General features: G+C 62.3%; 22 protein-coding genes and 1 pseudogene. 16 read left to right on the top strand and 7 right to left on the bottom strand.

The genetic code is table 11. From position 1 onward, the window contains the following. Positions 1-11 precede the first annotated feature (11 nt). The 6 genes from AC57B6_RS23630 (at position 12) to AC57B6_RS23605 (ending at position 4,992) form a co-directional block, all read left to right on the top strand. Positions 12-746, top strand: a complete 735-nt coding sequence (locus AC57B6_RS23630; protein WP_144194978.1) for a methyl-accepting chemotaxis protein — start codon at positions 12-14, stop codon at positions 744-746. Next, the gene (locus AC57B6_RS23625) at positions 743-1,282 is read left to right on the top strand and encodes a hypothetical protein (protein ID WP_496422210.1); all 540 of its coding nucleotides are present in this window, start codon (positions 743-745) and stop codon (positions 1,280-1,282) included. The genes AC57B6_RS23630 and AC57B6_RS23625 overlap by 4 nt, the downstream gene beginning before the upstream one ends. A gap of 51 nt (positions 1,283-1,333) precedes the next feature. Continuing rightward, complete coding sequence (locus AC57B6_RS23620; RefSeq protein WP_028196000.1) at positions 1,334-2,305, top strand: chemotaxis protein CheX; 972 nt, start codon at positions 1,334-1,336, stop codon at positions 2,303-2,305. A gap of 20 nt (positions 2,306-2,325) precedes the next feature. After that, positions 2,326-2,691: a response regulator gene (locus AC57B6_RS23615; protein ID WP_030102299.1), complete on the top strand. Its 366-nt coding sequence runs from the start codon at positions 2,326-2,328 to the stop codon at positions 2,689-2,691. 118 nt (positions 2,692-2,809) lie between these two features. Next, complete coding sequence (locus tag AC57B6_RS23610) at positions 2,810-3,679, top strand: class II glutamine amidotransferase (protein WP_496422209.1); 870 nt, start codon at positions 2,810-2,812, stop codon at positions 3,677-3,679. A gap of 146 nt (positions 3,680-3,825) precedes the next feature. Beyond that, positions 3,826-4,992, top strand: coding sequence for a porin (locus AC57B6_RS23605; protein WP_496422208.1), 1,167 nt, complete (start codon positions 3,826-3,828; stop codon positions 4,990-4,992). Positions 4,993-5,112: 120 nt separating this feature from the next. Here the strand turns inward: AC57B6_RS23605 and AC57B6_RS23600 are convergent, their stop codons facing one another. Further along, complete coding sequence (locus AC57B6_RS23600) at positions 5,113-6,078, bottom strand: LysR family transcriptional regulator (protein ID WP_496422207.1); 966 nt, start codon at positions 6,076-6,078, stop codon at positions 5,113-5,115. Positions 6,079-6,316: 238 nt separating this feature from the next. Between AC57B6_RS23600 and AC57B6_RS23595 the strand changes: the two genes are divergently transcribed. From AC57B6_RS23595 to AC57B6_RS23570, 6 genes are all read left to right on the top strand, one after another. Continuing rightward, complete coding sequence (locus tag AC57B6_RS23595; RefSeq protein ID WP_081923073.1) at positions 6,317-7,654, top strand: MFS transporter; 1,338 nt, start codon at positions 6,317-6,319, stop codon at positions 7,652-7,654. A gap of 12 nt (positions 7,655-7,666) precedes the next feature. Continuing rightward, positions 7,667-8,446, top strand: a complete 780-nt coding sequence (locus AC57B6_RS23590; RefSeq protein ID WP_030102294.1) for an SDR family NAD(P)-dependent oxidoreductase — start codon at positions 7,667-7,669, stop codon at positions 8,444-8,446. A 39-nt stretch (positions 8,447-8,485) separates the two neighbouring features. Beyond that, positions 8,486-10,213 (top strand): dihydroxy-acid dehydratase, encoded by a 1,728-nt coding sequence (ilvD, locus tag AC57B6_RS23585; RefSeq protein ID WP_496422206.1) that lies wholly within the window; start codon positions 8,486-8,488, stop codon positions 10,211-10,213. Beyond that, positions 10,210-11,139 (top strand): NAD(P)-dependent oxidoreductase, encoded by a 930-nt coding sequence (locus AC57B6_RS23580; protein ID WP_496422205.1) that lies wholly within the window; start codon positions 10,210-10,212, stop codon positions 11,137-11,139. Before ilvD ends, AC57B6_RS23580 begins: the two co-directional genes overlap by 4 nt. 13 nt (positions 11,140-11,152) lie before the next feature. Continuing rightward, a complete protein-coding gene (locus tag AC57B6_RS23575) occupies positions 11,153-12,466 on the top strand; it encodes an MFS transporter (protein ID WP_496422204.1) in 1,314 nt (437 codons plus the stop codon). A gap of 535 nt (positions 12,467-13,001) precedes the next feature. Further along, a complete protein-coding gene (locus AC57B6_RS23570) occupies positions 13,002-13,748 on the top strand; it encodes a winged helix-turn-helix domain-containing protein (protein ID WP_030102290.1) in 747 nt (248 codons plus the stop codon). Positions 13,749-13,757: 9 nt separating this feature from the next. Here AC57B6_RS23570 and AC57B6_RS23565 read toward each other — a convergent pair whose 3' ends face one another. The 5 genes from AC57B6_RS23565 to AC57B6_RS23545 form a co-directional block, all read right to left on the bottom strand. Next, on the bottom strand, positions 13,758-14,681 hold the full coding sequence (locus AC57B6_RS23565; RefSeq protein ID WP_444514249.1) for a dihydrodipicolinate synthase family protein: 924 nt from the start codon (positions 14,679-14,681) through the stop codon (positions 13,758-13,760). Between the two features lie 42 nt (positions 14,682-14,723). After that, positions 14,724-16,082, bottom strand: a complete 1,359-nt coding sequence (locus AC57B6_RS23560) for an MFS transporter (RefSeq protein WP_496422203.1) — start codon at positions 16,080-16,082, stop codon at positions 14,724-14,726. Positions 16,083-16,153: 71 nt separating this feature from the next. Then, positions 16,154-17,881, bottom strand: a complete 1,728-nt coding sequence (locus AC57B6_RS23555) for an IlvD/Edd family dehydratase (protein WP_496422202.1) — start codon at positions 17,879-17,881, stop codon at positions 16,154-16,156. Positions 17,882-18,252: 371 nt separating this feature from the next. After that, entirely contained in the window at positions 18,253-19,011 is a 759-nt protein-coding gene (locus AC57B6_RS23550) for an SDR family oxidoreductase (protein ID WP_028196012.1), read from the bottom strand. A 152-nt stretch (positions 19,012-19,163) separates the two neighbouring features. Next, complete coding sequence (locus tag AC57B6_RS23545; protein WP_030102286.1) at positions 19,164-20,126, bottom strand: GlxA family transcriptional regulator; 963 nt, start codon at positions 20,124-20,126, stop codon at positions 19,164-19,166. A 240-nt stretch (positions 20,127-20,366) separates the two neighbouring features. Between AC57B6_RS23545 and AC57B6_RS23540 the strand changes: the two genes are divergently transcribed. Next, the gene (locus tag AC57B6_RS23540; RefSeq protein ID WP_496422201.1) at positions 20,367-21,005 is read left to right on the top strand and encodes an HD domain-containing protein; all 639 of its coding nucleotides are present in this window, start codon (positions 20,367-20,369) and stop codon (positions 21,003-21,005) included. 266 nt (positions 21,006-21,271) lie between these two features. Further along, positions 21,272-21,565, top strand: a complete 294-nt coding sequence (locus tag AC57B6_RS23535) for a hypothetical protein (RefSeq protein WP_028196015.1) — start codon at positions 21,272-21,274, stop codon at positions 21,563-21,565. A 53-nt stretch (positions 21,566-21,618) separates the two neighbouring features. Here AC57B6_RS23535 and AC57B6_RS23530 read toward each other — a convergent pair whose 3' ends face one another. Further along, positions 21,619-23,205, bottom strand: coding sequence for a Na+/H+ antiporter (locus AC57B6_RS23530; protein WP_183797077.1), 1,587 nt, complete (start codon positions 23,203-23,205; stop codon positions 21,619-21,621). A 378-nt stretch (positions 23,206-23,583) separates the two neighbouring features. Between AC57B6_RS23530 and AC57B6_RS23525 the strand changes: the two genes are divergently transcribed. Then, positions 23,584-24,084: a transposase gene (locus AC57B6_RS23525; protein ID WP_025648124.1), complete on the top strand. Its 501-nt coding sequence runs from the start codon at positions 23,584-23,586 to the stop codon at positions 24,082-24,084. Positions 24,085-24,110: 26 nt separating this feature from the next. Further along, a pseudogene (locus tag AC57B6_RS23520) lies at positions 24,111-24,719 on the top strand (DDE-type integrase/transposase/recombinase); the annotation flags it as partial. Positions 24,720-24,847 lie beyond the last annotated feature (128 nt).

Below are 24,847 nucleotides of genomic sequence, written 5' to 3'. Positions count from 1 at the left end.
AAGGATAGGTTGTGATTCAACAGTATGTATTGGCGGCGATGGCAGGCAGCGCGGTGACCGCGCTGTTGGCATTTGTCTTGCACAAGTTGCATGGTAAGAGGCTGACGGCGCGGCTCTCGGCCGAAGCCGATGGGCGGCTCAAGGCGCTCTCGGCGGAACAGGCTGACCACGGTGCAGCGATCCGCGAACGCGAGCAGGCCGCGCAGGAAATGGAGGCGTTGGCCGCCCAGTTGAGCGAGGAACTGCGACAGCAATCGGCCAGCGTCGAAGAACTGCGCGCAACACTGAAAGCGGCGGCCGACGACAAAGACCAGTGGGCACATCAGGCCCAACTGATCGCCAACGAAGCCGCGCGTCTGAAGAGCCTCGGCGCGACATTCGAGCGTTGGCACGAGCAGATGATCTCGCTGATGACGCAGAACCACGACATGCATGCGAAGAATCAGGAGTTGTCGTCGATCGTGCGGCATGTGGTGATCGTGTCGCTGAATGCGTCGATCGAAGCCGCGCGCGCGGGTCCGGCCGGACGCGGCTTCGCCGTGGTGGCGAGCGAGGTCCGGGCGTTGGCCGCGCGGTCCGAGGAATTGTCGAAAAGCTATCGCGACAGCCTGCACCGCAACGATCTGACCACCACCTCCACGTTCCAGGACATCCAGGCCGGCGGCAAGATGATCGCGGCGTCGCTTTCCAGCGTCGAATCGCTCGCCAACCAGTTTCGCTCGAAGCTGCACCAGGTGTCGACGTGATTACGGGCAACGCGAGGGACAGCTTCGAACGCATTTTCCGCAAGGCGGCGCAAACGCGCCTGCCGCGAGACTCGGGCGATACGTGCGAGATCGCGCCGCTCGCCGAGGCCGGCATGGGCGCAACGAAGGACACCCAGGTGGTCGTGCTGACCATCTCGTCGATCATGTTCGGGCTGCTGCTGATCCTTCGCTTCGACGAGAACGACAGCACTCGTGAGTACTACCTGAATGAGGCTGACGAGCGCCCGTTCCAGGAAGTGTTTCTGGAGATCTGCAATCTGTGCTGCGGCGCGATGAACCAGGAACTGCTGCATTACTTCCCGGACCTCGGCATGTCGACGCCTTACGTATTGAGCGCGCGTTGCCTGGGGCATCTGCCGGAATTGAAGCCGGGTTTGCTGTCGTCGTATTCGATCACGCTGAACGGTTCCGTGCAGCTTGCCGCGACAGTCTGCGTGTGCGCGCATGCGCCGATCGATTTCGTGGCCGACACAAGTGCGATCGAGGAATCCAGCGGTGAACTGGAGTTGTTTTGAGTTCTGAGTGTTGACCATGACGCCGATATCCGCAGTGAGCAGGAACGCGAAATGAACATGAACAAACCGGTCAGCAAGGTGCTGGTGCTGGACGATTGCCCCGTGCATAAAGAGGCGTTGAAGCGCTTCTGCGACGAGCACAATCTGGTCGGCGTGAAAGTCGGCAAAAATCGCTTGCAGTCGGTGCTGCGCTCGAACATCGATCTGGGCGCGGTGCTGTTCGCCGAAGGCTACGGCGGCTCGCCCGAAGCGAGCGCCGAGATCGCGATCAGGATCAACGCGGTGCGCCCGGAATTGCCGATCATCATGCGCCGCGATACCGATCCCAGTCTCGAAGGGCTGCCGGAGGGCTTGCGCCGCGTTGTCTGCGCGACCTACGTCGCCCACGATATGGCGCCCTTGCGCAAGGTGATCGACGAATACATTTTCAGCCTGGACTATCCGAACGCGCTCGTGCGCGGCATCGCCGACATGACGCAGGCGATTCTCGGCGACGTGTTCAAGGACCTGAGCATCACGTGCGACACGCCTTATATCGTGCGCGACCGGATCATCTTCGGCGAGGTGTTCAGCCTGATTCCGCTCGAGAGCGCGTGGTGCCGCGGTTACATGATGATGCAGGCGGAAGAGACGCCGATTCTCGAACTGCTCGATCGCTACCGGACAAGCGAGAGCGCGGAAGACGGCGAAGCCAACTTCCGCGATCTGAATGGCGTGCTCGGTGAAGTGACGAATCTGATCTGGGGTTCGTTTAAGAACCGCTATATCGGCGACGCGGATGCCTGGCTGCGCAGTCAGGTGCAGGTGCCGTTGCTGGTGAATCACAAGCACAAGTACATCTCGTTCGGCACCGGCAATCCGCAACTGTGTTTCATGTACTCGCTGACGGACCCGCGCTCGGGCCGCTCGGTCAAGCTGCATCAACGTTTTGTGTTCAGCCTGAGCTGGTCGCCGGAGGACTTCAGGGAAGTCACCGAGGACGTCGGCGCGATGGTCGAAGCGGGCGAACTGGATCTGTTCTGATTGTTGTCATAGGAAAAAACATGTCGAAAATTCTGGTGGTGGATGATTCGAGCACGGTGCGCGACGAAGTGGCCGGCTTTCTGAAGAAAAACGGTCTGGACGTCGACACGGCGGTGGACGGCAAGGACGGCCTCGCCAAGCTGAAGGCCAGCCCCGGCATCAAGCTGGTGATCAGCGACGTCAACATGCCGAACATGGACGGCCTGACGATGGTCGAGAAGATTCGCGGCGAGCTCGCGAACACGACCGTCAACGTCATCATGCTGACGACCGAAAGCAGCCCGGCCATGAAGGAGCGTGGCAAGGCGGCGGGCGTGAAGGGCTGGATCGTCAAGCCGTTCAAGGGCGACGCGGTGCTGGAAACGTTCCGCAAGCTGGCAGGCTAAGGCGCTGCAAGCATCCCGATCCGGCTAAAGGTGAGAGTTTTCGGGAGCCCGCGCGCGGGTGATTTGCAAAGCATGATTCGCTATAACGGCGGCGCCTGAAACACGCTAGTCTGCGAGCATGTGCCAATTGCTCGCCCTTAGCTGCGCGGAACCTACAGACGTCAGTTTCTCGCTGACGGGTTTTGCTGCTCGCGGCGGGCTCACCGACCATCATGTCGACGGCTGGGGCGTGGCGTTCTACGAAGACCGCGCGTGCCGCGTGTTCGTCGATGAAAAGCCGGCGTACCGCTCGCCGGTGGCCGAGTTTCTGAAGAGTTATCCGATCAAGTCGCGCAATGTCGTCGCGCATATTCGCAAGGCGACGCAAGGTGGCGCACGGGTGGAGAACTGCCATCCGTTCATGCGCGAGTTACGCGGCCAGCAATGGGTGTTCGCGCATAACGGCGACCTTCAACCGCTCGGCGATGCGAACGAGCCGGAACACGGGCCCTATGCGCCGGTCGGCACGACCGATAGCGAAGCGGCCTTCTGCTTCATCATGAATCGCCTCTACGCGCATTTCGCCGTTCAAGCGGAGATGCACGCGGACGTCGACGACGTCGATGCCCTATTCGACCTGATCGAGCAGGCCACCCGCACGCTGAACCCGTATGGCATTTTCAACTTCGTGCTGTCGAACGGCTCGGCACAATTCGCGTATTGCTCGACGCGCCTTTCGTACGTGATACGTCACTGGCCGTTTTCCAGCGCGCGTCTCGTCGACGGCGACCTCTCGGTGGATTTCGCCGAGCGTGGCACGCCGGCCGATCGCACCGCGGTGATTGCCACCACGCCGCTCACCGACGAAGTATGGACGGCCTGCGAACCTGGCGACCTGCTGATGTTCCGCAGCGGCGCGTTGTTGCGGCGCGCCCATGTCCCCGTTCCCGCCGCGGTCCTCGCGACCTCGAAATACGCACTCTCCGAATCGTCCGCTGTCCCGGCGTGACATCGCGCCAATGCGTGACCTTGGCAGCGGCCACGCTACCGGCACGTTCATATTCATCGAAGAATTACTTGGTTTGCCGGGACAGACGCGTCTCGTATCGTGTCGCCAGATTTAAACAAATACAACATTGACACGGGAACCTGAAAATGAAACGTCTTTCTCTCCTCGCATTACCCGCCGGTCTTTTGCTTGCGGCAAGCGCTCAGGCGCAAAGCAGCGTGACGCTGTACGGTATCGTCGACGCCGGTATCGCTTACGTACACAACGCACAAAACGCGAGCGGCCAGAATCAGTCGACGCTCGTGAAGTTCAGCAGCGGCAACCTGTCCGGCAGCCGCTGGGGTCTCAAGGGAACGGAAGACCTGGGCGGCGGTCTGGCCGCGGTATTCCAGCTCGAGAACGGCTTCAACGTCGGCACGGGCGCGCTGGGACAAGGCAGCCGCGAATTCGGCCGCAAGGCGGTGGTCGGCTTGTCGAGCGGCACGTGGGGGACGATCACGCTCGGACGCCAATACGATCCGGTCGTGGACCTGGTGCAAGGTCTCACGGAAGACAACTACTTCGGCGGCATCTTCGCCACGCCGGGCGATCTGGATAACTACGACAACAGTTTGCGTATCAGCAACTCGGTCAAATACGTGAGTCCGCTGTTCGCGGGCTTCCAGGTCGAGGCGTTGTACGGCGTGGGCGGCGTGGCGGGTGCGACGGGCAGCGGCCAGACCTACAGCTTCGGCGCGGCTTATGCGAATGGCCCGTTGTCGCTCGGCGCGGGTTACTTCTACGCGAACGGCGGCAACGCCACGACGGCGAATGTGCGCACCTGGAGCAGTAGTTCCGATTCGCTGTTCAACACGGTCATCAACGCGGGCTTTGCAAGCGCGAAGTCGATTCAGATCGTGCGTGTGGGCGGGCAGTATGTGATCGGCGCGGCAACGTTCGGTGCGGCCTACTCGAACACGCAGTATGCGAACGACGCGTTCTCCGCGTTCCACAACACCGCCAAATTCAACAACGGCTCGGTGTTCTTCAACTATCAGATCACGCCGGCCTTGCGCACGGGCGTGGGCTACAACTACACGTCGTTGACGGGCCCGAGTTCGGCGCACTACAACCAGGTCAACCTCGGTGCGGACTACGCGCTGTCCAAACGCACCGATCTGTATGCGGTGGCGGGGTACCAGAAGGCGAGCGGCAATACGCTGAACGCCGCAGGCAACGTGGTGAGCGCGCAGGCGTCGATTGGCAGTTACGGCGTGAATTCAGGCACGAACAGCCAGGAAGTCGCCGTGGTGGGTATTCGCCACAAATTCTGATTGCCTATGAATGAGCCGGCCGCCTTGATGGCAGCCGGCTTTCCTTTTGCCTTCAAATGGCCCAAAGGTGAGACTATTCGGGAGCCGACAGCCAATCGGCGATACGTGAGTCCACGCGCATCATTCCGCCTCACCATCCAGCAATTCCGACGACGATTCCCGCAAGCATTCGCTGAACAGATCCGCTGCCGGCGCGGAAGTATCCGCGCGCCACACCAGTACGACTTCACCTAACGGTTCGAGCGGCGCGAGCGGCAATACGCGCATGCGTCCGCGGCTCACGTGATGCCGGGCGATCGACAGCGGCAGAATCGACACGAACTCCCCGCGGATCAGCAGCGACAGATTCAATGGCAACGAACTGGATTCGACCGCGCCGCGATCGAGCGGAATACCTTGTCCGGCGAGTGTTTCGGCCAGCGTCGCAAATGCGGGAGAACCCCGCAGCGGCGTGATCCAGCGCGCCGCGCGCAGATCGTTCCAGTTCACCGGCAGGTCTACCTTGCCGAGCGGGTGGCTCGTGCCGACGACAAACACGAATGGCTCGCGATGCAAGGTCTGCTGGCGCAGCAAGTCCTGGTTGTCGGCGACCCGGTTGCGGCCCAAGGCGAGATCGAGTTCGCCTTCGTCGAGCATCTTGATCAGCTTGTCGAGCGTGGCTTCCACGAACGACAGCGTGGCTGTCGGCGCACGCCGCATGAAGAGTTCGACCGCATGTGCGATCAGCGGCTGCGGAATCGTCACGACCGCGCCGAAGCGGACGTGGCCGGCCGTGCCGGTGGTCAGCGCGCTTACGTCGCGGCGCGCCAGTTCGATGTGCCGCAGGATTTCCTGGCCGCGTGCGGCCATCACCTTGCCGATGCTGGTCAACTCGACCGCGTTGCCGACTCGCCGGGCGACGGGTACGCCAAGCGCTTCTTCGATTTCGCCGATCTGCTTCGAAATGGCGGGTTGCGTGACGTGGAAAGCGGCCGCGACCCGCGTCACCTGGCCGAGCTCCGCGAGGCTCACCAGGATACGCAGGTGCGGCAGCTTCAGGCCGTTGCGGAAGAAGCGATCGATTGCGTCGTTTTCGGTGCTGGCCATTCGTGTGGGACCCGATGAACATAACTGAATGGTAATGACTTGCACCGAAACAGTGATTTGCGGTGCGACGCCCAACCCGGCTAATCTTCAGCATCGGCTGGACGGTAGAGCGCGAAACCGGTGGCTCGAGCATAGCAGTTGCGTGCCGACCGCATAACTCAGGGTATAACCGGAGCCGCGCTCTACGCCGTATCGCCGCGACCACAGCGCGCATCCAAGCGCGCGGAAGGAGACAAGCATGAGCACCCCTCTATATGGCGGCGCCGAGCGGCCCGCTATGCCTGATAAGCCTGCGGAACCCGCAGAATCCGCCGAACGCGTAGCGTTGTACCGCAAGCTCGCCTGGCGCATCGTGCCGTTTCTGTTTCTCGCGTTCATCGTCGCCTATATCGATCGCGTGAACGTGAGCTTCGCCAAGTTGCAGATGCTCACCGATCTCTCGTTGAGCGAGACCGTGTACGGCGCGGGTGCCGGCATCTTCTTTCTGGGCTATTTCATCTTCGAGGTGCCGAGCAACCTCATCCTGCATCGCGTCGGCGCCCGTATCTGGATCGCGCGGATCATGGTCACGTGGTCGGTCGTCTCGTGTCTGACGATGTTCGCGAGTGGCGCGACCTCGTTTTACATCTTGCGCTTTCTGCTCGGCGTTGCCGAAGCGGGCTTCTTTCCTGGCATCGTGCTGTATCTGTCGACGTGGTTTCCGTCGAACCGGCGCTCGCAGATCATCGCGCTATTCATGGCGGCGATTCCCGTATCGGGTGCGATCGGCGGTCCGGTGTCGGGCTGGATCATGCAGCAACTCGCCGGGGCGCACGGGCTCGCTGGTTGGAAGTGGCTGTTTCTGATCGAAGGACTCGCTTCGCTGATGGTGGGCATCGTCGCGTTCTTTGTTCTGCACGATCGCATCGAGTCGGTGAGCTGGTTGAACAAAGAGGAAAAGGCGTTGCTCGCGCGCGATCTTGAAGCCGATGCGCAGACCCGTGCGCATCAAACGGTACGCGGCGCATTTGCCAACCCGAAGGTCTGGCTGCTCGGCCTGCTGTACTTCTGCATCGCGATGGGCAATTACGGGCTCGTCTTCTGGCTGCCGACGATGATCCGCGCGAGCGGCGTGGTGAGCGTGGCAAATATCGGTTTGCTGTCGGCGGTGCCGTCGCTGATCAGCGCGGTCGCGATGATCCTGATCGCGCGTCACGCGGACAAGCACGACGAGCGTCGCAAGCATGTGGCGGTGTGCGCGGTGCTGGGTGCCGCCGGCATGCTGGCGTCGGTGCTGCTCGGCCAGCACGTGTGGCTTTCGATGGCGGCGCTGGTGGTCGCGGCGATCGGCATCAATTCGATCGCACCGGTGTTCTGGGGCATTCCGACTGCGCTGATGGGCGGCGTGGGCGCGGCGGCAGCCATTGCCGTGATCAATTGCACCGGCAATCTGGCGGGCTTCGTGAGCCCCTACGTAATCGGCTTTCTGAAGGATGCGACCGGCACTCTGCTACCCGGCATGATCGTGCTCGCCTGCGCGCTGGTGCTGGCCGCCCTGATCGCGCTGGCGATGCCGGCCGCGCGTAAAACAGCATGAGGAGAGAGAAGGATGACGCAGCAGGTTTGTATGGTCACCGGCGCGGCTACCGGGATTGGCGCGGCCACCGCGTTGCGCTTTGCGGGCGCCGGCTGGGCGGTGGCGATTGGTAATTTCGACGACAGTACGCGCGAAGCGGCGCTGGCCGTCGAAGCGCAATGCAAACAGCTTGGCGCCGAGACGCTGGTGTTCGACGTCGACGTCGGTTCCGACGCGGCCTGCGTGAAAGCGGTCGATACCGTGGTCTCGAAGTGGCGCCGAATCGACGCGCTGATCAACTGCGCCGGCACGACGCGCTTCATTGCGCACGGCGATCTGGCTGCCGTCGACGACATGGAATTCGAGCGCGTATATCGCGTGAACCTGATCGGCATGTTTCAGATGACGCGCGCCGCGGTGCCCGTGCTGCGCGATTCGTCGACCGCTGCGCATAGCACGTCGGTGATCAATATCTCGTCGCTGGCCGCGCTGAACGGGACGGGATCGTCCATCGCCTATGCCGCCTCGAAGGGGGCGGTCAATACGCTGACGCTCTCGCTTGCGCGCAATCTCGCGCCGCGCATCCGCGTGAATGCGCTGGCGCCCGGCATGGTGGACGACGGTTTGCCGCGTCGCGTGCTAGGCGAGGAGGCGTACGCGAAGATCGTCGACAGCATGACGAATGTCGCGCCGCTCAAGCGCGTGTCGCAGCCCGGCGAGATCGCCGATCTGGCCTGGTTCATCGTCGCGCATGCGCCTTCGATGACCGGCCAGGTGATCGCGGCCGAGAACGGCATGCTGCTGAACGGCTGAACGTACGGCCCACGAACACGGATACGGACAGGAAAAACCATGAGCAACCTCCACAAGCACCGCTCGCGCACCGTCACCGAAGGCATCACGCGCACACCGCATCGCGCCTTCCTGCGAGCGACCGGCATGGACGACGCCGCGATCGAAAAGCCCTTCGTTGCGATTGTCGATACGTTCGGCGAAAACACGCCATGCTCGATGTCGCTCGCGGCGGTATCCGACAACGTGCGCCTCGGTGTCGCGGCGGGCGGCGGTGTGCCGATTCGTGGCTCGGCGATTTCGGTGTCGGACGGCACCTCGATGAATCATTCGGGCATGCGGTTTAGTCTTGTCTCGCGCGAGATCATCGCGGATAGCGTCGAAGTGTTCGTGCGCGCGCATTGCTATGACGCGTTCGTCGGCGTGGCCGGTTGCGACAAGACATTGCCCGGCATTCTGATGGGCATGGTGCGCGTGAACGTGCCGGGCGTGTTTCTGTTCGGCGGCGCGATGCTGCCGGGCATCGCACCGGACGGCACGCAGGCGACGATTCTGACCGCGATCGAGGCGGTCGGCGCGGCGCAACGCGGGGACATGTCGCTCGAAACCTTGCGCGGCATCGAGAAGCGTTGCACGCCGGGCGCGGGATCGTGCCCCGGCCAGTTCACCGCGAACACGATGGCGATGGTCGCCGAAACGCTCGGTCTCGCGCCGCTCGGTTCGGCGATGGTGCCCGCGGTCTACAGCGAGCGCATTGCGATTGCGCGCCGTGCGGGCGAGACCGTCATGAATACGCTGAAAAACGGTGGTCCGCTGCCGCGCGATCTGGTCACGCGCAAGAGCCTGGAAAATGCGTGCGCCGCCGTCGCCGCCACCGGCGGGTCGACCAACGCGGCGCTGCACATCCCGGCGATCGCGCACGAGGCTGGCATCCGCTTTACGTTGGACGACGTGTCCGAGGTACTCGCTCGCACGCCGCTGATCGGCGATCTGCAACCGGGCGGCAAGTATCTCGCGCTGGACCTGTATCACGTCGGCGGCGTGCCGGCGGTGCTGAATGCGCTGCTCGCGGGCGGTTTCCTGCACGGCGATACGTTGACGCAAACCGGCGAAACGCTCGAAACCGCGTTGAAGTCGTTCGCGGGCCCGGATGGCCGTGTCGTCCGTCCGTATAACGAGCCGCTGAGCGAGAACGCCGGACTGGTGGTGTTGCGCGGCAATCTCGCACCAGACGGTGCGTGTCTGAAAACCGCCGGCCTGAAATCGTTGGTCTTCAGCGGCACTGCGCGGGTGTTCGAAACCGAAGAGGCGTGCATGTCGGTCGTGTCGAAGCGCACCTATCAGGAAGGGGACGTGCTCGTGATCCGCAACGAAGGGCCGAAGGGCGGCCCCGGTATGCGCGAGATGCTCAGCGTGACCGCGGCGATCTACGGCCAGGGCATGGGCGAAAAAGTCGCGCTGCTGACCGACGGACGTTTCTCCGGCGCGACGCGCGGTATGTGCATTGGCTACGTCGGACCGGAAGCGGCAGCGGGAGGCCCGATTCGATTGCTTAGGGACGGCGACCGGATCCATATCGACGCGCACAAAGGCACGCTCGATGTTGAATTGAGCGACGCGGAACTCGCGCGGCGCAACAGCGAGGTTGTGCCGTTCACACGGGGTCGGCTCGGCGGCGTACTGGAGAAATACGAAGCGCTGGTGCGGCCGGCGAATCTTGGCGCGGTGACGCACTCGGGTGCGGTGGAGTGGCCTTATGAAGCGTCTATCGGCGAGGATGAAGCATGAACGCCGCCGTCGCGCCGGATGCTCCGCGCGTCGGTTTTTGCGGCATCGGCAAGATGGGCGAGCCCATGGCCTGGCGCCTGCTCGCGGCCGGGCATGCGCTGCGGGTGTGGAATCGATCGCCGGCGAAACTGGCGGCGCTGGCGGCAGAGGGCTGTGTCGTCAGCGACTCGCCCCGGCAACTAGCCGAAGCAAGCGACGTCGTGATGCTGTGTCTCGGCGATGGCCCCGCGGTTGAAGACGTCGTGTTCGGCGCACAGGGGCTCGTGCATGCATCGACCGCGCCGAGGTTTGTGGTCGACCATTCGACCATCGCGCCCACCGAGACCCGGCGCCTCGCCCAGCGTTGGCACGAACTGACCGGTGGCGCGTGGATCGACGCGCCCGTGTCCGGCGGCACGGCAGGCGCGGTGACAGGCACGCTGGCGATCATGTGCGGCGGCGGCGTGAGCGATATTGCCGCGGTCGAACCGTTGCTGCGCGCTTATGCCTCGCGTGTTACGCGCATGGGGGCCACGGGTGCGGGACAGGCGACCAAGCTCGCCAATCAGGCGATTGTCGTGACGACCATCGCGGGTATTGCGGAAGCCTGCGTTCTCGCTCAACGCGCCGGCATCGACGCCGCTGCAATGCCGGGCGCCTTGCGAGGCGGCTGGGCCGATTCGGTGCTGCTGCAAACCTTGATGCCGCGAATGCTGACGCCGCCGTCGAGTCCATCGGGCACGATCCGGACGATGCTGAAGGATCTCGACGCGGTGGCGGAATTGGCGCGCGAGGCTAACGCGCCGTTGCGCGCGGTCGGCGAGGTACGCAAGCTTTTGCAGGAAGCAGTGGATCGGGGACTCGGCGATGAAGACATCTCGCAGATCGTCCGGGTTCTACTCGATCAGCGCATGACATATGAGCCGGAAACCAACAACGAGGATTAAGCAGGAGACCACCATGTCCAGTCTTGAATCCGCCAGTCTTTCGCAAGAAACTCCGGCGCGGCTTACCCGCTCGCAATGGCGCATGATCATACTCGCGAGTCTTGGCGGCGCGCTCGAGTTCTACGATTTCGTCGTCTATGGCATCTTCGCGCAGTTCATCGGCCGTGCGTTCTTTCCGATGCACGATCCGATTGTCGGCTTGATGCTCTCGTTCGCGGTGTTCGCAGTCGGTTATCTCTCGCGGCCGATCGGCGGTATCGTGCTCAGCTATTTTGGCGACAGGTACGGACGCCGCCGCGTGTTTATCGTCTCAGTGATCGTCGTTTCGATGTGCACGCTCGGCATGGGCATCGTGCCGACCTACGCGACATGGGGCATCAGCGCCACGCTGCTGATGATCCTGTTGCGTCTCATGCAGGGTTTCTGCCTCGGTGGCGAGTTACCCGGCTCGATCACCTACGTGGTCGAATCGGTGCCGCGGCGCGCGGGACTCGTTTGCGGTATTGTGTTTTTCTGCGTGAACTCCGGCGTGCTGCTGGCGGCAGCCGTCAATCTCTCGGTGCACAGCTTTCTGAGCGGCGATGACGTCGCGGCGTACGGCTGGCGCATCGCATTTCTGTTCGGCGGTGCAATCGGCCTGTTGAGTTTCTGGCTGCGCCGCAAGCTCGAAGAAACGCCTGCGTTCGCCGAGATGAAGCATCTTGCCGCGAAGCATCCGCTGGCAGAACTGCTGCGCGAGCACTGGCGGCCCGTGCTGCTCGGCATCGGCACGACTGCGGTGGTCGCCGCATTCAATGGCTTGCTGTTCGCGCACATGCCGGCCTACCTCGACCGCGTGTTGCATTACGATCCGCGCCGCGTGGCGATTGGCCAGAACGTTGGTCTCGCGGTGGTGTCGACGGGTATTCTGCTGTCCGGCTGGCTTGGCGACAAACTGCCGAGGCGTTTCGTGCTGCGCTTCGGCTCGCTGCTGCTTGCGGTGTTGAGCTATCCGTTCTATCTGGCAGCAAGCCGCCATACGACCGACATCGTGCTGCTGCTCGCGTTAGCCGGTGTGGCCGCATGCCTGGCTAACGGCACGTTCGCCTGCATCATCGCCGACATGTTTCCCACGCGCGTGCGTTTCAGCGGCGTGGCGCTGACCTTCAATGTCAGCTTTACCGTGTTCAGCGGCACCGCGCCGTTGATCGCCACGTGGCTGATTTCGTCGACGGGGAATGTTGCCGCGCCAGCGTATTTCATGGCGGCGTGCGCGGCGCTCTCGCTGGTCGCGAGCTTTGGACTCAAAGCGGTGAGCGGAAAAATCGGTTCACGCTCGACTGGCTGATATTGTCCGAAGGATGGTGCCGTTCAACGGCATCATCGTCCCTGTGCCGATTCCGGCAGGCTCCGAAAGCACCTCGCCGATCGCCGCGCGCAATGCCGGCCGGCACGCCATCGCTTACCTGGGTATGCAGAATACCCGAGCCGTTCCAAAGGTGAGGGTTTGCGGGAGTGACCCGTTTGCTGGTATCGGCGCCCCGCCCAGCATACGTTTGCGGCCTGCCCCCAAGCTCGAAAGGTGAGCGTTTTCGGGAGTAACCGGAGGTGTGCTTCGCGCCGAACCCCCACCGCTTCGTGCCAAAGGTGAGACTTTTCGGGAGCCGGCGCACGCATTCTGCAGCAGCGTTTTGAGTGCCCCATACCACGTTCCGCATTGAAAGAGTTGGGAAGAAATTGCCAACCTTGGGGGCTGTTCCGCGTTTTGACATGACGTGCCTACAGGGAAGATGGCGACGCGGACGACAAGCGGTCAGCGGATTTGCTATTCCCGCAAGCCATCGCCTGTCTCTGAAAACCGATCGTCTCCTGGAATCAGTTGGATGAGTCAGCACATTCTTTTTGTTGGCGCCGACGGCGGCTTAACGGCCGTGGTGGGCGAATCTTTACGCGGACAGGGCTGCGGAGTGTCCGCTCGTCCGCATTGCGCGGGGCTAAAGCACGTGGTCGAGATGGAGCGGCCGGCGTTGCTGGTGCTCGACATCTCGGCGCCGCACGGCGACGGTCTTGCCGTGTTGCGCGACTTGCGCATGAGCGGCAACGACACGCCGGTGATTTTGCTGTCGGAGAGCAGCAAGGCCATTGATCGTGTGATTGGTCTCGAGCTCGGTGCCGACGATTTCATGAGCAAGCCCGCCGACCCTGCCGAACTGCTCGCCCGCATTCGCGTGTTGCTGCGTCGGCGCGGCGCGCTCGCGCCAGGCGCGCCGGAAACACGGCCACCCTATCGCTTCGGGCGTTGCGAGCTGAACTTCTCCGCGCGTGAACTGCGCCGCGACAACGAACATTTTGTGTTGCGCAGTTCGGAATTCGCGTTGCTGAAAATCTTCGTCAATCACGCGATGACCGTGCTCACGCGTGTGCAACTCAACGAGAAATTACGCGGCAGTAGCGTATTGCATCAAGGGCGCAGCCTTGATGTTTCGATCTGGCGGTTGCGGCGGCTGATCGAGATCGATCCTTCCGAGCCGCGCTACGTGCAGACCGTGTGGGGACGCGGCTATGTGTTCGTGCCGCACGGCGAGATTGGGGCGGCCGAGCGTGGCGCGCTGGTTGCGCCCGGCGTGTGAGCAAGCGAATCAAGGCAGCGGTCCGAGCATTTCGGCGAAGCGCCGCGCTGCTTCGAGACCGAAACGACTGGGCAGCAATTTTGTGTCGCGATCGTGCTGGACGTCAAAACCCATTCGCCATGCAGCAATTCGTTTGCCGTAACAGATCAAGGTATCGAGCGACTGCATGACGAAGACAATAGCCGGCAGCACCTGCCGGTACAGCACTTCGGCTTGCTCAACGTCGCCGCCGACGAATGCCCGATAGATCCGTTGCTGCCAGTCGAAACAGTCGGGCGCGACGATCATGCCGGCGCAGCCGGCACGCAAGTTATCGAGCAACTCCATTCCGCCGCGCCCATTGAGCACCGGCATCAGATGTCCGACCCGCGCTACCGTCTCCGCAAGCACGATCGACGGCCCTTCCCCCTTGAGCAAACGAAAATTCGGACACTGGGCGGCAAGACGTTCGAGACTTTCCGCGGACAAGCCGACGCCCAGATATTCCGGTGCGTTCTGGATGCCGACCCTTGCATCGAGTCCCTCCATGACGGCGGCGAAGAAGTCGAAATAGAATGCCTCCGGTTGCGGCATTGCACCGGCCGCCAGCGCGGGCGGTTGCAGGATCAGCGAACTGGCGCCTTGCGCGAGCGCATAGTGAGCCAGATCGCGCTGCGACTCGACTGAACTGCCGCTCACCGTCACCACCAGTGGCAGCGCGCCCCCGCTATCCTCGATGGCCCAGCGGATGATCTGTTCGCGTTCGGTTTGCGAGAGCTTGTTGACCTCGGTGGCGAGCCCTAGCACCGCGACCCCGGGAGCCCGTGCCCGCACGGCGGCTTCTATTTGCCGACGCATGCCCGCGCGGTCCAGATGATTGTCGCGATCGAAGAAGGCGTAAAGGATCGGGTAGATACCAGCGATGTTGCTGGTATTGGGGGTAGCCTGGTTCATGGCTTCGGGTTCCACAACGATGAAATAGTGAGCGCGGTGGCGTTACTTGACACGGTTGAGGCGCCGCCGCCCGGTGTCGTCGACCGAGACCGCCCCGGCACCTTGCGCTCGACGTTCCGACCGGCGGATGACCGCCTGCATCACGAAAGTCATCAGTGCGCCGAACGCGAGGCAGGCCGACAGAAACAGCATTGGCGCAATCACGCTGCCGGTGCGGTCTTTGATCATCGGCACGACGTTCTGAGCGATGAACCCGCCCAGGTTGCCGATCGAGTTGATCGCGGCGAGCCCCGAGGCGGCGCGTGCGCCGGTCAGAAACCGGCTGGGCAGGGACCACAACACGGGCTGCCCGGCAAACATGCCGGCTGCCGCTAAGCACAGGCAAACGAACTGCAGCGCGTGGCCAGGCACGAAGACGCTGAGCAACAGGAAAAACGCACCTAACAGCGCGGGCACGACGATGTGCCAGGTTTGCTCATTTCGCGCGACTGAATGGCGTGGCACCCACCACAGTGCAACGCCGACCATCAGCCAGGGAATGACATTCAGCAGCCCGTTGACGGTGTTGCTGACGCCGAATCCTTTGACGACCGTAGGCAGCCAGTAGCTGAGACCATACGCCGACAGCGGGAAGAACAGGAAATAGAACGACATGAGCAAGACGCGGCCGTCGAGCAGCACCGCGAACGGATTGCCATGAGCTGACGGTGCGACGCGCGCGGCTTCTGTTCGCAACGTGTCAGTCAGCCAGTTCTTCTCGGCTTCGCTCAGGAAGGGCGCGTTTCGCGGCGTCTCGGGCAGGCGCCGCCAGACCACGGCACTCATCAGCACCGCCGCCATGCCTGTGACGACGAACACCCATTGCCAGCCACGCAGACCCAGCAGTCCGTCGAAATCCAGCAGGACACCGCCGATCGGCGCGGCAATCGCATTGGCGAGCGCGCTGCCGATCATGAAATAGCCGACCAGCCTTGCCCGGATGCGAGCGGGGAACCAGAGCGTCAGGTAGTACAGCACACCGGGATAAAAGCCCGCTTCGCAAACGCCGAGCAGAAAACGCAGGATGTAAAGCATCGCCGCGCTATGCGTGAAGCCGAGCGCGACCGTGACCGCGCCCCACGACAGCATGATTCGCGCGAACCAGCGACGCGCACCGACTTTGGCAAGCATGACGTTGCTCGGTATCTCGAACAGCAGATAGCCGATGAAAAACAGCGAAGCGCCCAGACCGTAGGCCGCTTCGCTCATGCCGAGATCGGCCACCATCTGCAGCTTGGCGAAACCGATGTTTTGCCGGTCGATATAGGCGATCAAATAGAGCAGCCCGAGCAGCGGCATCAGCTTCAGCGTGGCGCGTTCAATGACTCGATCGCCGTCGACGGCCTCATGTTGCAACTGCATTCCGTCTCCTTGATTTCATGCGGCGGGCGGCCATTACTCTGGCCGCTGCTGCGCTGGCGCCTTGCGTTTGCTCAATGCGAATCGCGCGGAACCGCCGCGCCGCTCGAACCGACGAGAAACGCCAGATCGGCACCGAGATTGGCCTGCTGAACGGTATCGACATACAACTTGTACCAGCCGCGCGCGGGCGGCGTTGGTGCTTGCCATTCCGCGCGACGGCGCGCCAGTTCCGCGTCGTCGACATCCAGATGCAGGCGCCGCCCGGCGACGTCTAGCTCGATCATGTCGCCGTCGCGAACCAGCGCCAGCGTGCCGCCCGCCGCCGCTTCAGGCGCCACATGCAGCACGACCGCGCCGTATGCCGTGCCGCTCATGCGACCGTCGGAAATGCGCACCATGTCGGTAATGCCCTGCTTCAGAACCTTGGTGGGCAGCGGCATGTTCCCGACCTCGGCGAAGCCCGGATAGCCCTTCGGTCCCGCACCTTTGAGCACCATCACGCAACTGGCGTCGATATCGAGATTTTCGTCGTTGATTCGCGCATGCAGGTCTTCGACGTTCTCGAACACCACGGCGCGGCCGCGATGCTGCAGCAGTGCAGGCGTAGCAGCCGAAGGTTTAATGACTGCGCCGTCCACGGCGAGATTGCCTTTTAGTACAGCGATCCCCGCCTTGGGTTTGAACGGCGCGGCCGCCGGAAAGATGACTTTGCGGTCGAAGCATTCGGCATGGCTGACGTTCTCCCAGATGCTGCGGCCATTGACCGTCAATGCATCGCGATGCAGCAGTTGCGCTTCACCGAGTTCGCGCAGCACTGCCGGCAAGCCACCGGCGTAATAGAAGTCCTCCATCAGGAACTCGCCGGACGGCTGCAAGTTCACGAGGCAGGGAACGTCGGAGCCGCGTTCCCAGTCTTCCAGCTTCAGATCGACGCCGATACGCCCGGCAATTGCGAGCAGGTGCACCACGGCGTTGGTCGACCCGCCGATCGCCGCATTGACGCGGATCGCATTTTCGAACGCCTCACGCGTGAGGATCTTGCTCATGGTCAGATCCTCACGAACCATTTCGACGATGCGGCGCCCAGCCATATGCGCCAGCACCTGGCGGCGCGCGTCGACGGCGGGAATCGCGGCGTTGTGCGGCAAGCCCATGCCCAGCGCTTCGACCATGGAGGCCATGGTCGAAGCCGTGCCCATGGTCATGCAGTGGCCGCGCGAACGGTTCATGCAGCTTTCCGCCTCGATGAACTGCGCCATGTCGAGCGTGCCAGCGCGCACCTGTTCCGACATCTGCCAGACGCCCGTGCCCGAGCCAATGGTTTCGCCACGGTAACGGCCGTTCAGCATCGGGCCGCCCGAGACGGCCAGCGCGGGGAGATCGCACGAGGCCGCGCCCATCAGCAGCGCGGGCGTGGTCTTGTCACAACCGCAGAGCAGGATCACGCCGTCGATCGGATTGCCGCGAATCGACTCCTCGACGTCCATTGACGCGAGGTTGCGAAACAGCATGGCGGTGGGGCGCAAATTCGATTCGCCCAACGACATGACCGGAAATTCCAGCGGGAATCCGCCCGCTTCGTAGACACCTTTCTTGACGTATTCGGCGAGTTCGCGAAAGTGCGCATTGCAGGGCGTCAATTCCGACCATGTATTGCAGATGCCGATCACGGGGCGGCCGTCGAACAGATGATGCGGCAAACCCTGATTTTTCATCCACGACCGATGAATGAAACCGTCTTTGTCGGCCTTGCCGAACCAGGCCTGGCTGCGCAGCGCCTTCTTGGGTGGGGTGCTCATGATCGTCTCCTCGGTAATGCATTCGCGGAATTGGCGGACGGCCCGCGTACTCCAGCTTTCTGAACAGGCGGTGTAGCCAGAAAGAAGCATTGTTGCCGGTTAACTTTATGAGCGGCATGGCGCTACGTCAAATTATGCAGGGGTGTCCCACATATAAGGGCGGTTTCGTTTTATCTCTGAATTAGCGATACTAATTAATACAAAAATGCATTCGAATTGTGCTGCTGAAGTGCTGGGCGTTGTTTGGATTTCGGGAGAAGAGCCGGGCGAGATGCAATGATCTCGCCGGCATGCGATGCGTTGCTACGCGTTACGATAGGACGGCTTATCCGTCGAAAGGTGAGGGTTTACGGGAGCAGGAAAACCGCAGTTCAGCCCTGCTTCGCCACCTCGCGAATGTCGGCCACCGGCGTTTGCCCGAATGCGTCGCTGAACGCATAGTCGAGCAGCTGGGTCGCGCATTGTTCAGGCGTCGAAAGCTGCCCATTGCGCTTGAGGTCTTCGAATTTTTCGCGCATCGGAAACTGTTCGGTGCCGCTGCCGCGAATCTCCGCCTGCATATTCGTATCGATGACGCCCGGTGCCAGGCTGCAGATACGCAGCGCACGATTCGCGTCGAGCGTGACGGCGCGTGCGTGATGATCGAGGGCGGCCTTGGTTGCGCAGTAGATGCTCCAACCCGGATACGCGTTGCGCGCCGCGCCGCTCGAGATATGCACAATGCGCCGATCGGTCGCGTCGGTGCTGGCGGCGGCTAGCGCGCTTGCCAGCATGAGCGGCGTGGCGACGTTCAGACTCACGGCGGTCGCGATGTCCGCGGCGTTCTGGCCTTCGATCGGGCCGATCGGCTGGACCATGCCTGCGTTGTTGATCAGCAGTACGCTTTGCGCACCGCTGACGAAGTTGCGCAGCGCCTCGGTTGCGACCCACTGCGCGACGCGGGTGGGATCGGCGAGTTCGAGTTCGATTTCTTCGAGCAGTGCCGGGAAACGCGCTTTGAGCGTGGCATGACGCGAGCGGGACAACCCCAGCACCGCGACGCCGCGCGCCAGCAGTTGTTCAGCAAGGGCTGCACCGAGGCCGCGCGTGTGGCCGGTAACGATCGCGCGGATGGGAGAGGAGGTGGACATGTCGTTCCTTGTGATCGTTGGCTTGAGAAGAGCGTTATTTTCGCACGCAACGTTTGGTGCTTGCAGCGAGGCTGATTGTCAGGTTGCGTTCGGGCGATCCCGCCGCTGCAACGCTGTTCCCTTCTTATCCCCTTCTCACCTTCTCGGCCAGATCAGGTGGAGCGAAAGCGCTCGCGATACTGCATCGGCGTAACGCCGATCCGCTTCATGAAGACAATGCGCATCCGATCCGCGGTGCCGAAGCCGCAATCGTAGGCGATCGTCTTGAGCGCCGCGCCGCTGCTTTCGAGCTGTTTGCGCGCCGCATCCACGCGGGCACGCTCGACAAATTCGTGCGGCGTCACCTGGGTTTCCTGCACGAATACGCGTGCGAAATTGCGTGCGCTCATTCCCGCCACATCCGCCAGTTGTTGGACCGTGAAGCGCTCGCGAATCCGCTCCATCACATGCGCCTGCACCTTGGCGACCGGCGAAGTCTCATCGGCGGGGGCGGTCAGATAGGGGCTGAACTGCGATTGGCCACCTTGTCGCTGGGCGAACACCACCAGCCGTTTGGCGACGGCGAGCGCCGTGTGCGGGCCGTGGTCCTCCGCGACTAATGCAAGCGACAGATCGATGCCTGCCGTCACGCCCGCGGATGTGACCAGGTTGCCGTCGCGCAGATAGATCCGGTCGAAATCGACATGTGCTCGCGGAAACTGCGCGGCGAGTTGTGCCGCGTGCTGCCAGTGCGTCGTGACATGGCGCGCGTCGAGCAGTCCGGCATGGCCGAGCGCGAACGCACCCGTGCAGACCGAACCAAAACGCTCGCACTGCGTGGCGGCTTGCGATAGCCATTCCAGCAAACGTGAGTCGGGCGCGGCGCCGTCGGGCAGCGCGGGGCCGCCGGCAACCAGTGCAAGATCAAACGGGCGATGCGCATGGTCAAACGTGGCATCGGCGACGAGCGTCATGCCGTTGGACGCGCGCAATGGACCGGGCTGCGCGCTAAGGAGCATGACCTCGTAGTGATCTTGCGATGCGAGGAACCGGTTGGCTTCGGAAAACACATCGACTGGACCGGCGACGTCGAGCGCTTGCACGCCGGGAAAAATCGCGATCGCAACGGTAGGCATCGGGTGATTTCCTTTGACGGTGGTGGAATCCGCACTGCCGCGGCAGTCAACGCGGTGCGTTTGGCAGGGTTCAGCGGTCCATGGCGATTGCCCGCGACAGCGCGCCGGCCAATACTGAAGCTCATCGGACGCGCTGCCTGAACGGTCAGAAAAAGCATCGCGGACCAGCATACCAAACGCGCTGTCCAGTCACAAAGATCGCGCGTCCGGTTCATTCAAGTCTTTCATGGAGCACTCAACATGACCACGATCGCAGGCATCAGGATCCCCGACAGCATGATGGCGCGCGAAGCCACGCAACTCGTGCGCGATACCGAAACCGAATTGCTTTACCACCATTCGCGGCGTGTGTTCCTGTTCGGTTCGCTGGCCGGCGCGCGCAAGCAGCTCAAGTACGACCCCGAACTGCTGTACATCGGCGCGATGTTTCATGACATGGGGCTCGTGGCGCCATATAGCAGCGAGCATGACCGCTTCGAGGTGGACGGCGCGAATGCGGCGCGCGATTTTTTGCAGCGGCATGGTATCGGCGAAGAAGATATCGAGCAGGTGTGGAACTCGATAGCGCTGCACACCACGCCCGGGATTCCGCAATATATGAAGCCGGTAGTCGCGCTGGTCACGGCCGGCGTGGAGATGGACGTGCTGGGCCTTGCTTACGACGAGTTCACCGAGCAGCAACGTCATGAGGTTACGCATGCCCATCCGCGTGGCGCGCATTTCAAGGAAGGCATCATCGACGCATTCGCGCACGGCACGATTCATAAACCGGAGACGACCTTCGGCAACGTGAAGGCAGACGTGCTGGCGCTGAAAGACCCGCATTACCATCGGGAGAATTTCTGCACGATGATTCTGGGCTCGGCGTGGAAGGATTAATTAGTCGGCACGCAATGCGCGAAAGTGACAGCCCCACACAAGAAAGGTCATCGACATAAAATTCATTTGGCGTGTCATTTCCAGTAGGCGCGAGCGACTAAACCTCTGAAACACCCGGACGATCGTGCATGGCGGCCAGCCCCGAGTGTTGCATCCTCAGAACCGGCATGTGCGGTGGGTCGACCACGGCAAGCCGGTCTGAGTACCGAACGTCGCTTATGTAGCCCGTGTTTAAGACGGGCTACTCACGTAAGACTGGAGATGACATGAAATCGATCCGAGCCGTATTGATGTGCGGACTGCTGCCGCTCGCGCTTGCTGCGGGTTCTGTGCAAGCCCAAGGAATAGGACGTGCCGGCACCTACCTGATGCCCCCCGAGTACAGCATGATGATGGACAAGCTGACGCCTGAACAGCGCACTCAGGCCATCGCCATCCAGCAGAAAATGATGCAGATGGACATGGAGTATCAGGACACCATGGCGCAGATGGAGATGAAGCATGCGCACGAGATGATGCAGATGCAAAGTCAACTGCTCGATATTTTCAAAGGCCATTGAGCCCGCCACGGTTCGACCGGCACACGTCTCGACTGATGGCAGACGCGTGTCGGTCATCCTCTGCCATGCAAGGCTGCGATTTCCTGCAAATCGAGATCCCGCTCAAGCACGGTTAGCAGTTCATCATGAATCAACCCTGACCGGTGCATCCGCAACAACTCGCGGCGACCTGCCGCCACGGCGGCAAGCACGACGTCGTAGTGCGCGGATCGAACATCGGAGGGATATTCCGTCACATCCTGGTAGGCTTCGGTCATCCGTGCCCGATAGCTATATTGCTCCAGCAGGCGTGGATGGATCACTTGTCCCTGGGCGTCGTGCACGAGCGGTTGGATCGCTGCAAGCTGCGTCGCTTCGAGCCTCGCCCATGCTTGAGGTTCGGTCAAATGCTGCTCATTTCTCTCGGAGGCGTGGTCGGGATTGATCCAGCGAATCAACGGTCCGATCGTTGTGCCTTGACCCAGCACCGTTACCAGAATGACCGCGAACGAAGCGACCAGAATCAGATCGCGCCCGGGCAATGCCTCGGGCAACGAGAGCGCGATTGCCAGTGTCACCACGCCACGCATGCCGGCCCAACTCGTCACGGTTGCCGAGCGCCAGTCGAGCGCAATGTTTGCGCGCCGCATCAGCTTGCAGACCAGTCCCTTCAACATTTCGACGGCGAATACCCATACGAAGCGCGATAGCACGACTGCCGCGATTACCGCGCCAACGGCCGGAGCCAATGCGACCAGCGTATCGCCGACCCCGCCTAGCCGCACGATTACGCTGCGTAGTGACAGCCCGATGAGAATGAAAACCAGCGCTTCCATCAGGAAGATCAGGATCTGCCAGAAGGCTGTGCCGCGCGTGCGCACCGAAGCCGAGAAGATTTCATGCTGGTGCCAGCCGAGTACCATGCCGCAACTGACGGTGGCGATCACGCCTGACACGTCGAGCATGTCGCCCGCGATATAGCTGATCCACGCGGAAAGTACGGATGCGGTGATGATCAGGTACGCGTCGTCGAGATAGCGCAGCAACCTGACGACCACAAAGCCGACTGCGATGCCCACTGCGACGCCACCCAGTCCGAGCACCGCAAATCGTCCGATCGCATGTTGTGCGCTGAACGTGCCCGTCAACGTGGCCGCGACGGCGAAGCGGAACAGGACAATGCCGGCGGCGTCGTTGAGCAGGCTCTCGCCTTCGAGTAGCACCATCAACCGGCGTGGTAGCGCGACGCGTTCGAGCACGGCTTTTGCCGCGACGGCGTCAGGTGGCGAGACGATTGCGCCGAGCGCGAAGCATGCGCCCCACGGGAGCGCCGGCACGACCCAATGGACGACCAGGCCGACCGCAAGGGTCGTGAAGGCGACGGCGCCGATTGCGAGCAGCAGGATGCCGCCGAGATTGCGCTTGAACTCGTCCCATACGGAGAAGTAGGCGCCGTCCATGAGGAGTGGCGGCAGGAACACGATCAGGACCAGTTCGGGATCGAGGTTGATGGGGGGCAGGCCCGGCACGAAGGCCATTGCGGCGCCGCCGACTAGAAGCGCCGCGGCGGGTGGGAGCCGGAGCCGCTTGGCCAGCAGTTCAAGGCCGACCATCGCGGCGAGCGACAGCAGGACGAGTTTGAAAGCCATGACGGAGGACATGCGGGGGCCTCGACGAGTGGCAAAGGGTGGGGTTTCTTTTTAACACAGGGAGGGGCTTTTGCCTGCGGCTGAGCCTGTGGGGGATAGACCTGTGGCATCAAGCACTTGGCGAGGCTGTGCGCAGGTTGTCCACAGGCTTGGGCACAAATTATGTGGACAAGTTTTTTTGCCTTTGCGGCGCGTGGTTTGGTTTTGGTCTTGGTCTTGGTCTTGGTCTTAGGGTTGTTGGCCTTTCCTTGAATTGTTAGTGGTCTATTAGCGTTGCCCCTGTGCGGGGCAGCACCTACTTTTCTTTGCGGCAGGCCCCCCATGTCAGGCTAGTTGTCGCCTCACCCGAACCGATTGATGTAAAGATGGGGGGCGGACAGCGAATGGAAGATGAAACGTTATTCAGCGCAAACGCGGGAATGGGTAGTCAAACAGATGATGCCGCCGTTCAATCGTGCGGTCATCGAGCTGGCTGGAGCGACGGGCATCACGACGGTGACGCTACGCGCCTGGCGGCAGAACGCAAGACAGGCGGGGCAATTCATGCCGGGCAATGGCAAAACAGGCGATCAGTGGTCGAGCGCTGACAAGTTCAGGGTGGTGCTGGAGACGGCGTCGCTAAGCGAGATCGAGACTTCACAGTACTGTCGCAGCAAGGGCATTTATCCGGAGCAGATCCGGCAGTGGCGCGAGGCATGTGAGCAGGCCAACGGCGCGCCTGAGCCGAAGCTGACGGCGGCGCAGCGCAATGAAGCGAAGGCGGCGCAAAAACGCATCCGCGAACTGGAGCGTCAGCTCAAACGCGCTGATGCGGCCCGTGCGGAGGCGGCGGCGTTGCTGAACCTGCGAAAAAAAGCCGACGCGATCTGGGGCAAGGAAGAGGAAGACTGATCAGCAACCCGGATCGCGATGAAGCCATGCAGTTGATCGATGAAGCTGTGCAGCAGGGGGCACGCCGTGCGCGTGCGTGTGAGCAACTGGGGATCAGCGTGCGCAGTGTCCAGCGCTGGCGCGAGGCGCCGCAGGACGGCCGCACGCTGGCGCGGCGTGAAGCGCCTCCCAACAAGCTGGATGAGGCAGAGCGCCAGGCCGTGCTTGATGCAGCCAACCATCCGGATTATGCGAGTCTGACACCGCACCAGATCGTGCCGAAACTGGCCGACGAAGGGGTTTATCTGGCCAGCGAATCCACGTTCTACCGGATCCTGAAAGCGGCGGGACAGGGACAGCGTCGGGGACGGGCAAAGGCCCCGCAACGACGCACGCTCACGACGCATTGTGCCGATGGTCCGAATCAGGTGTGGTGCTGGGATATTACGTGGATGCCGACCACGGTCAGGGGCCGGTACTTTTACTGGTACATGATGAAGGACATCTACAGCCGCAAGCTGGTGATGAACGAGGTGTGGGAGCAGGAGTCGGCTGAGCACGCGAGCGATCTGCTGCACAAGGGATGTTTGCGCGAAGGCATCGCCGGGCATGCGCTGGTGCTGCACTCGGATAACGGCAGTGCGATGAAAGGTGCCACGATGCGGGGCCTGTCAGTAATTTCGTGTTTGAGGCATAACATGTCGCCAAGGAGTGACTATGCCTCGCAAACCGAAAGCCAAGCCGGTAGACCTGCCGGCAATTCCCGCCGAGCTGCTTGAACAGT

Source organism: Paraburkholderia sp. BGA-UO-ETr-F12, assembly GCF_059567945.1.
This window is presented reverse-complemented; position numbering and strand designations above follow the sequence as displayed.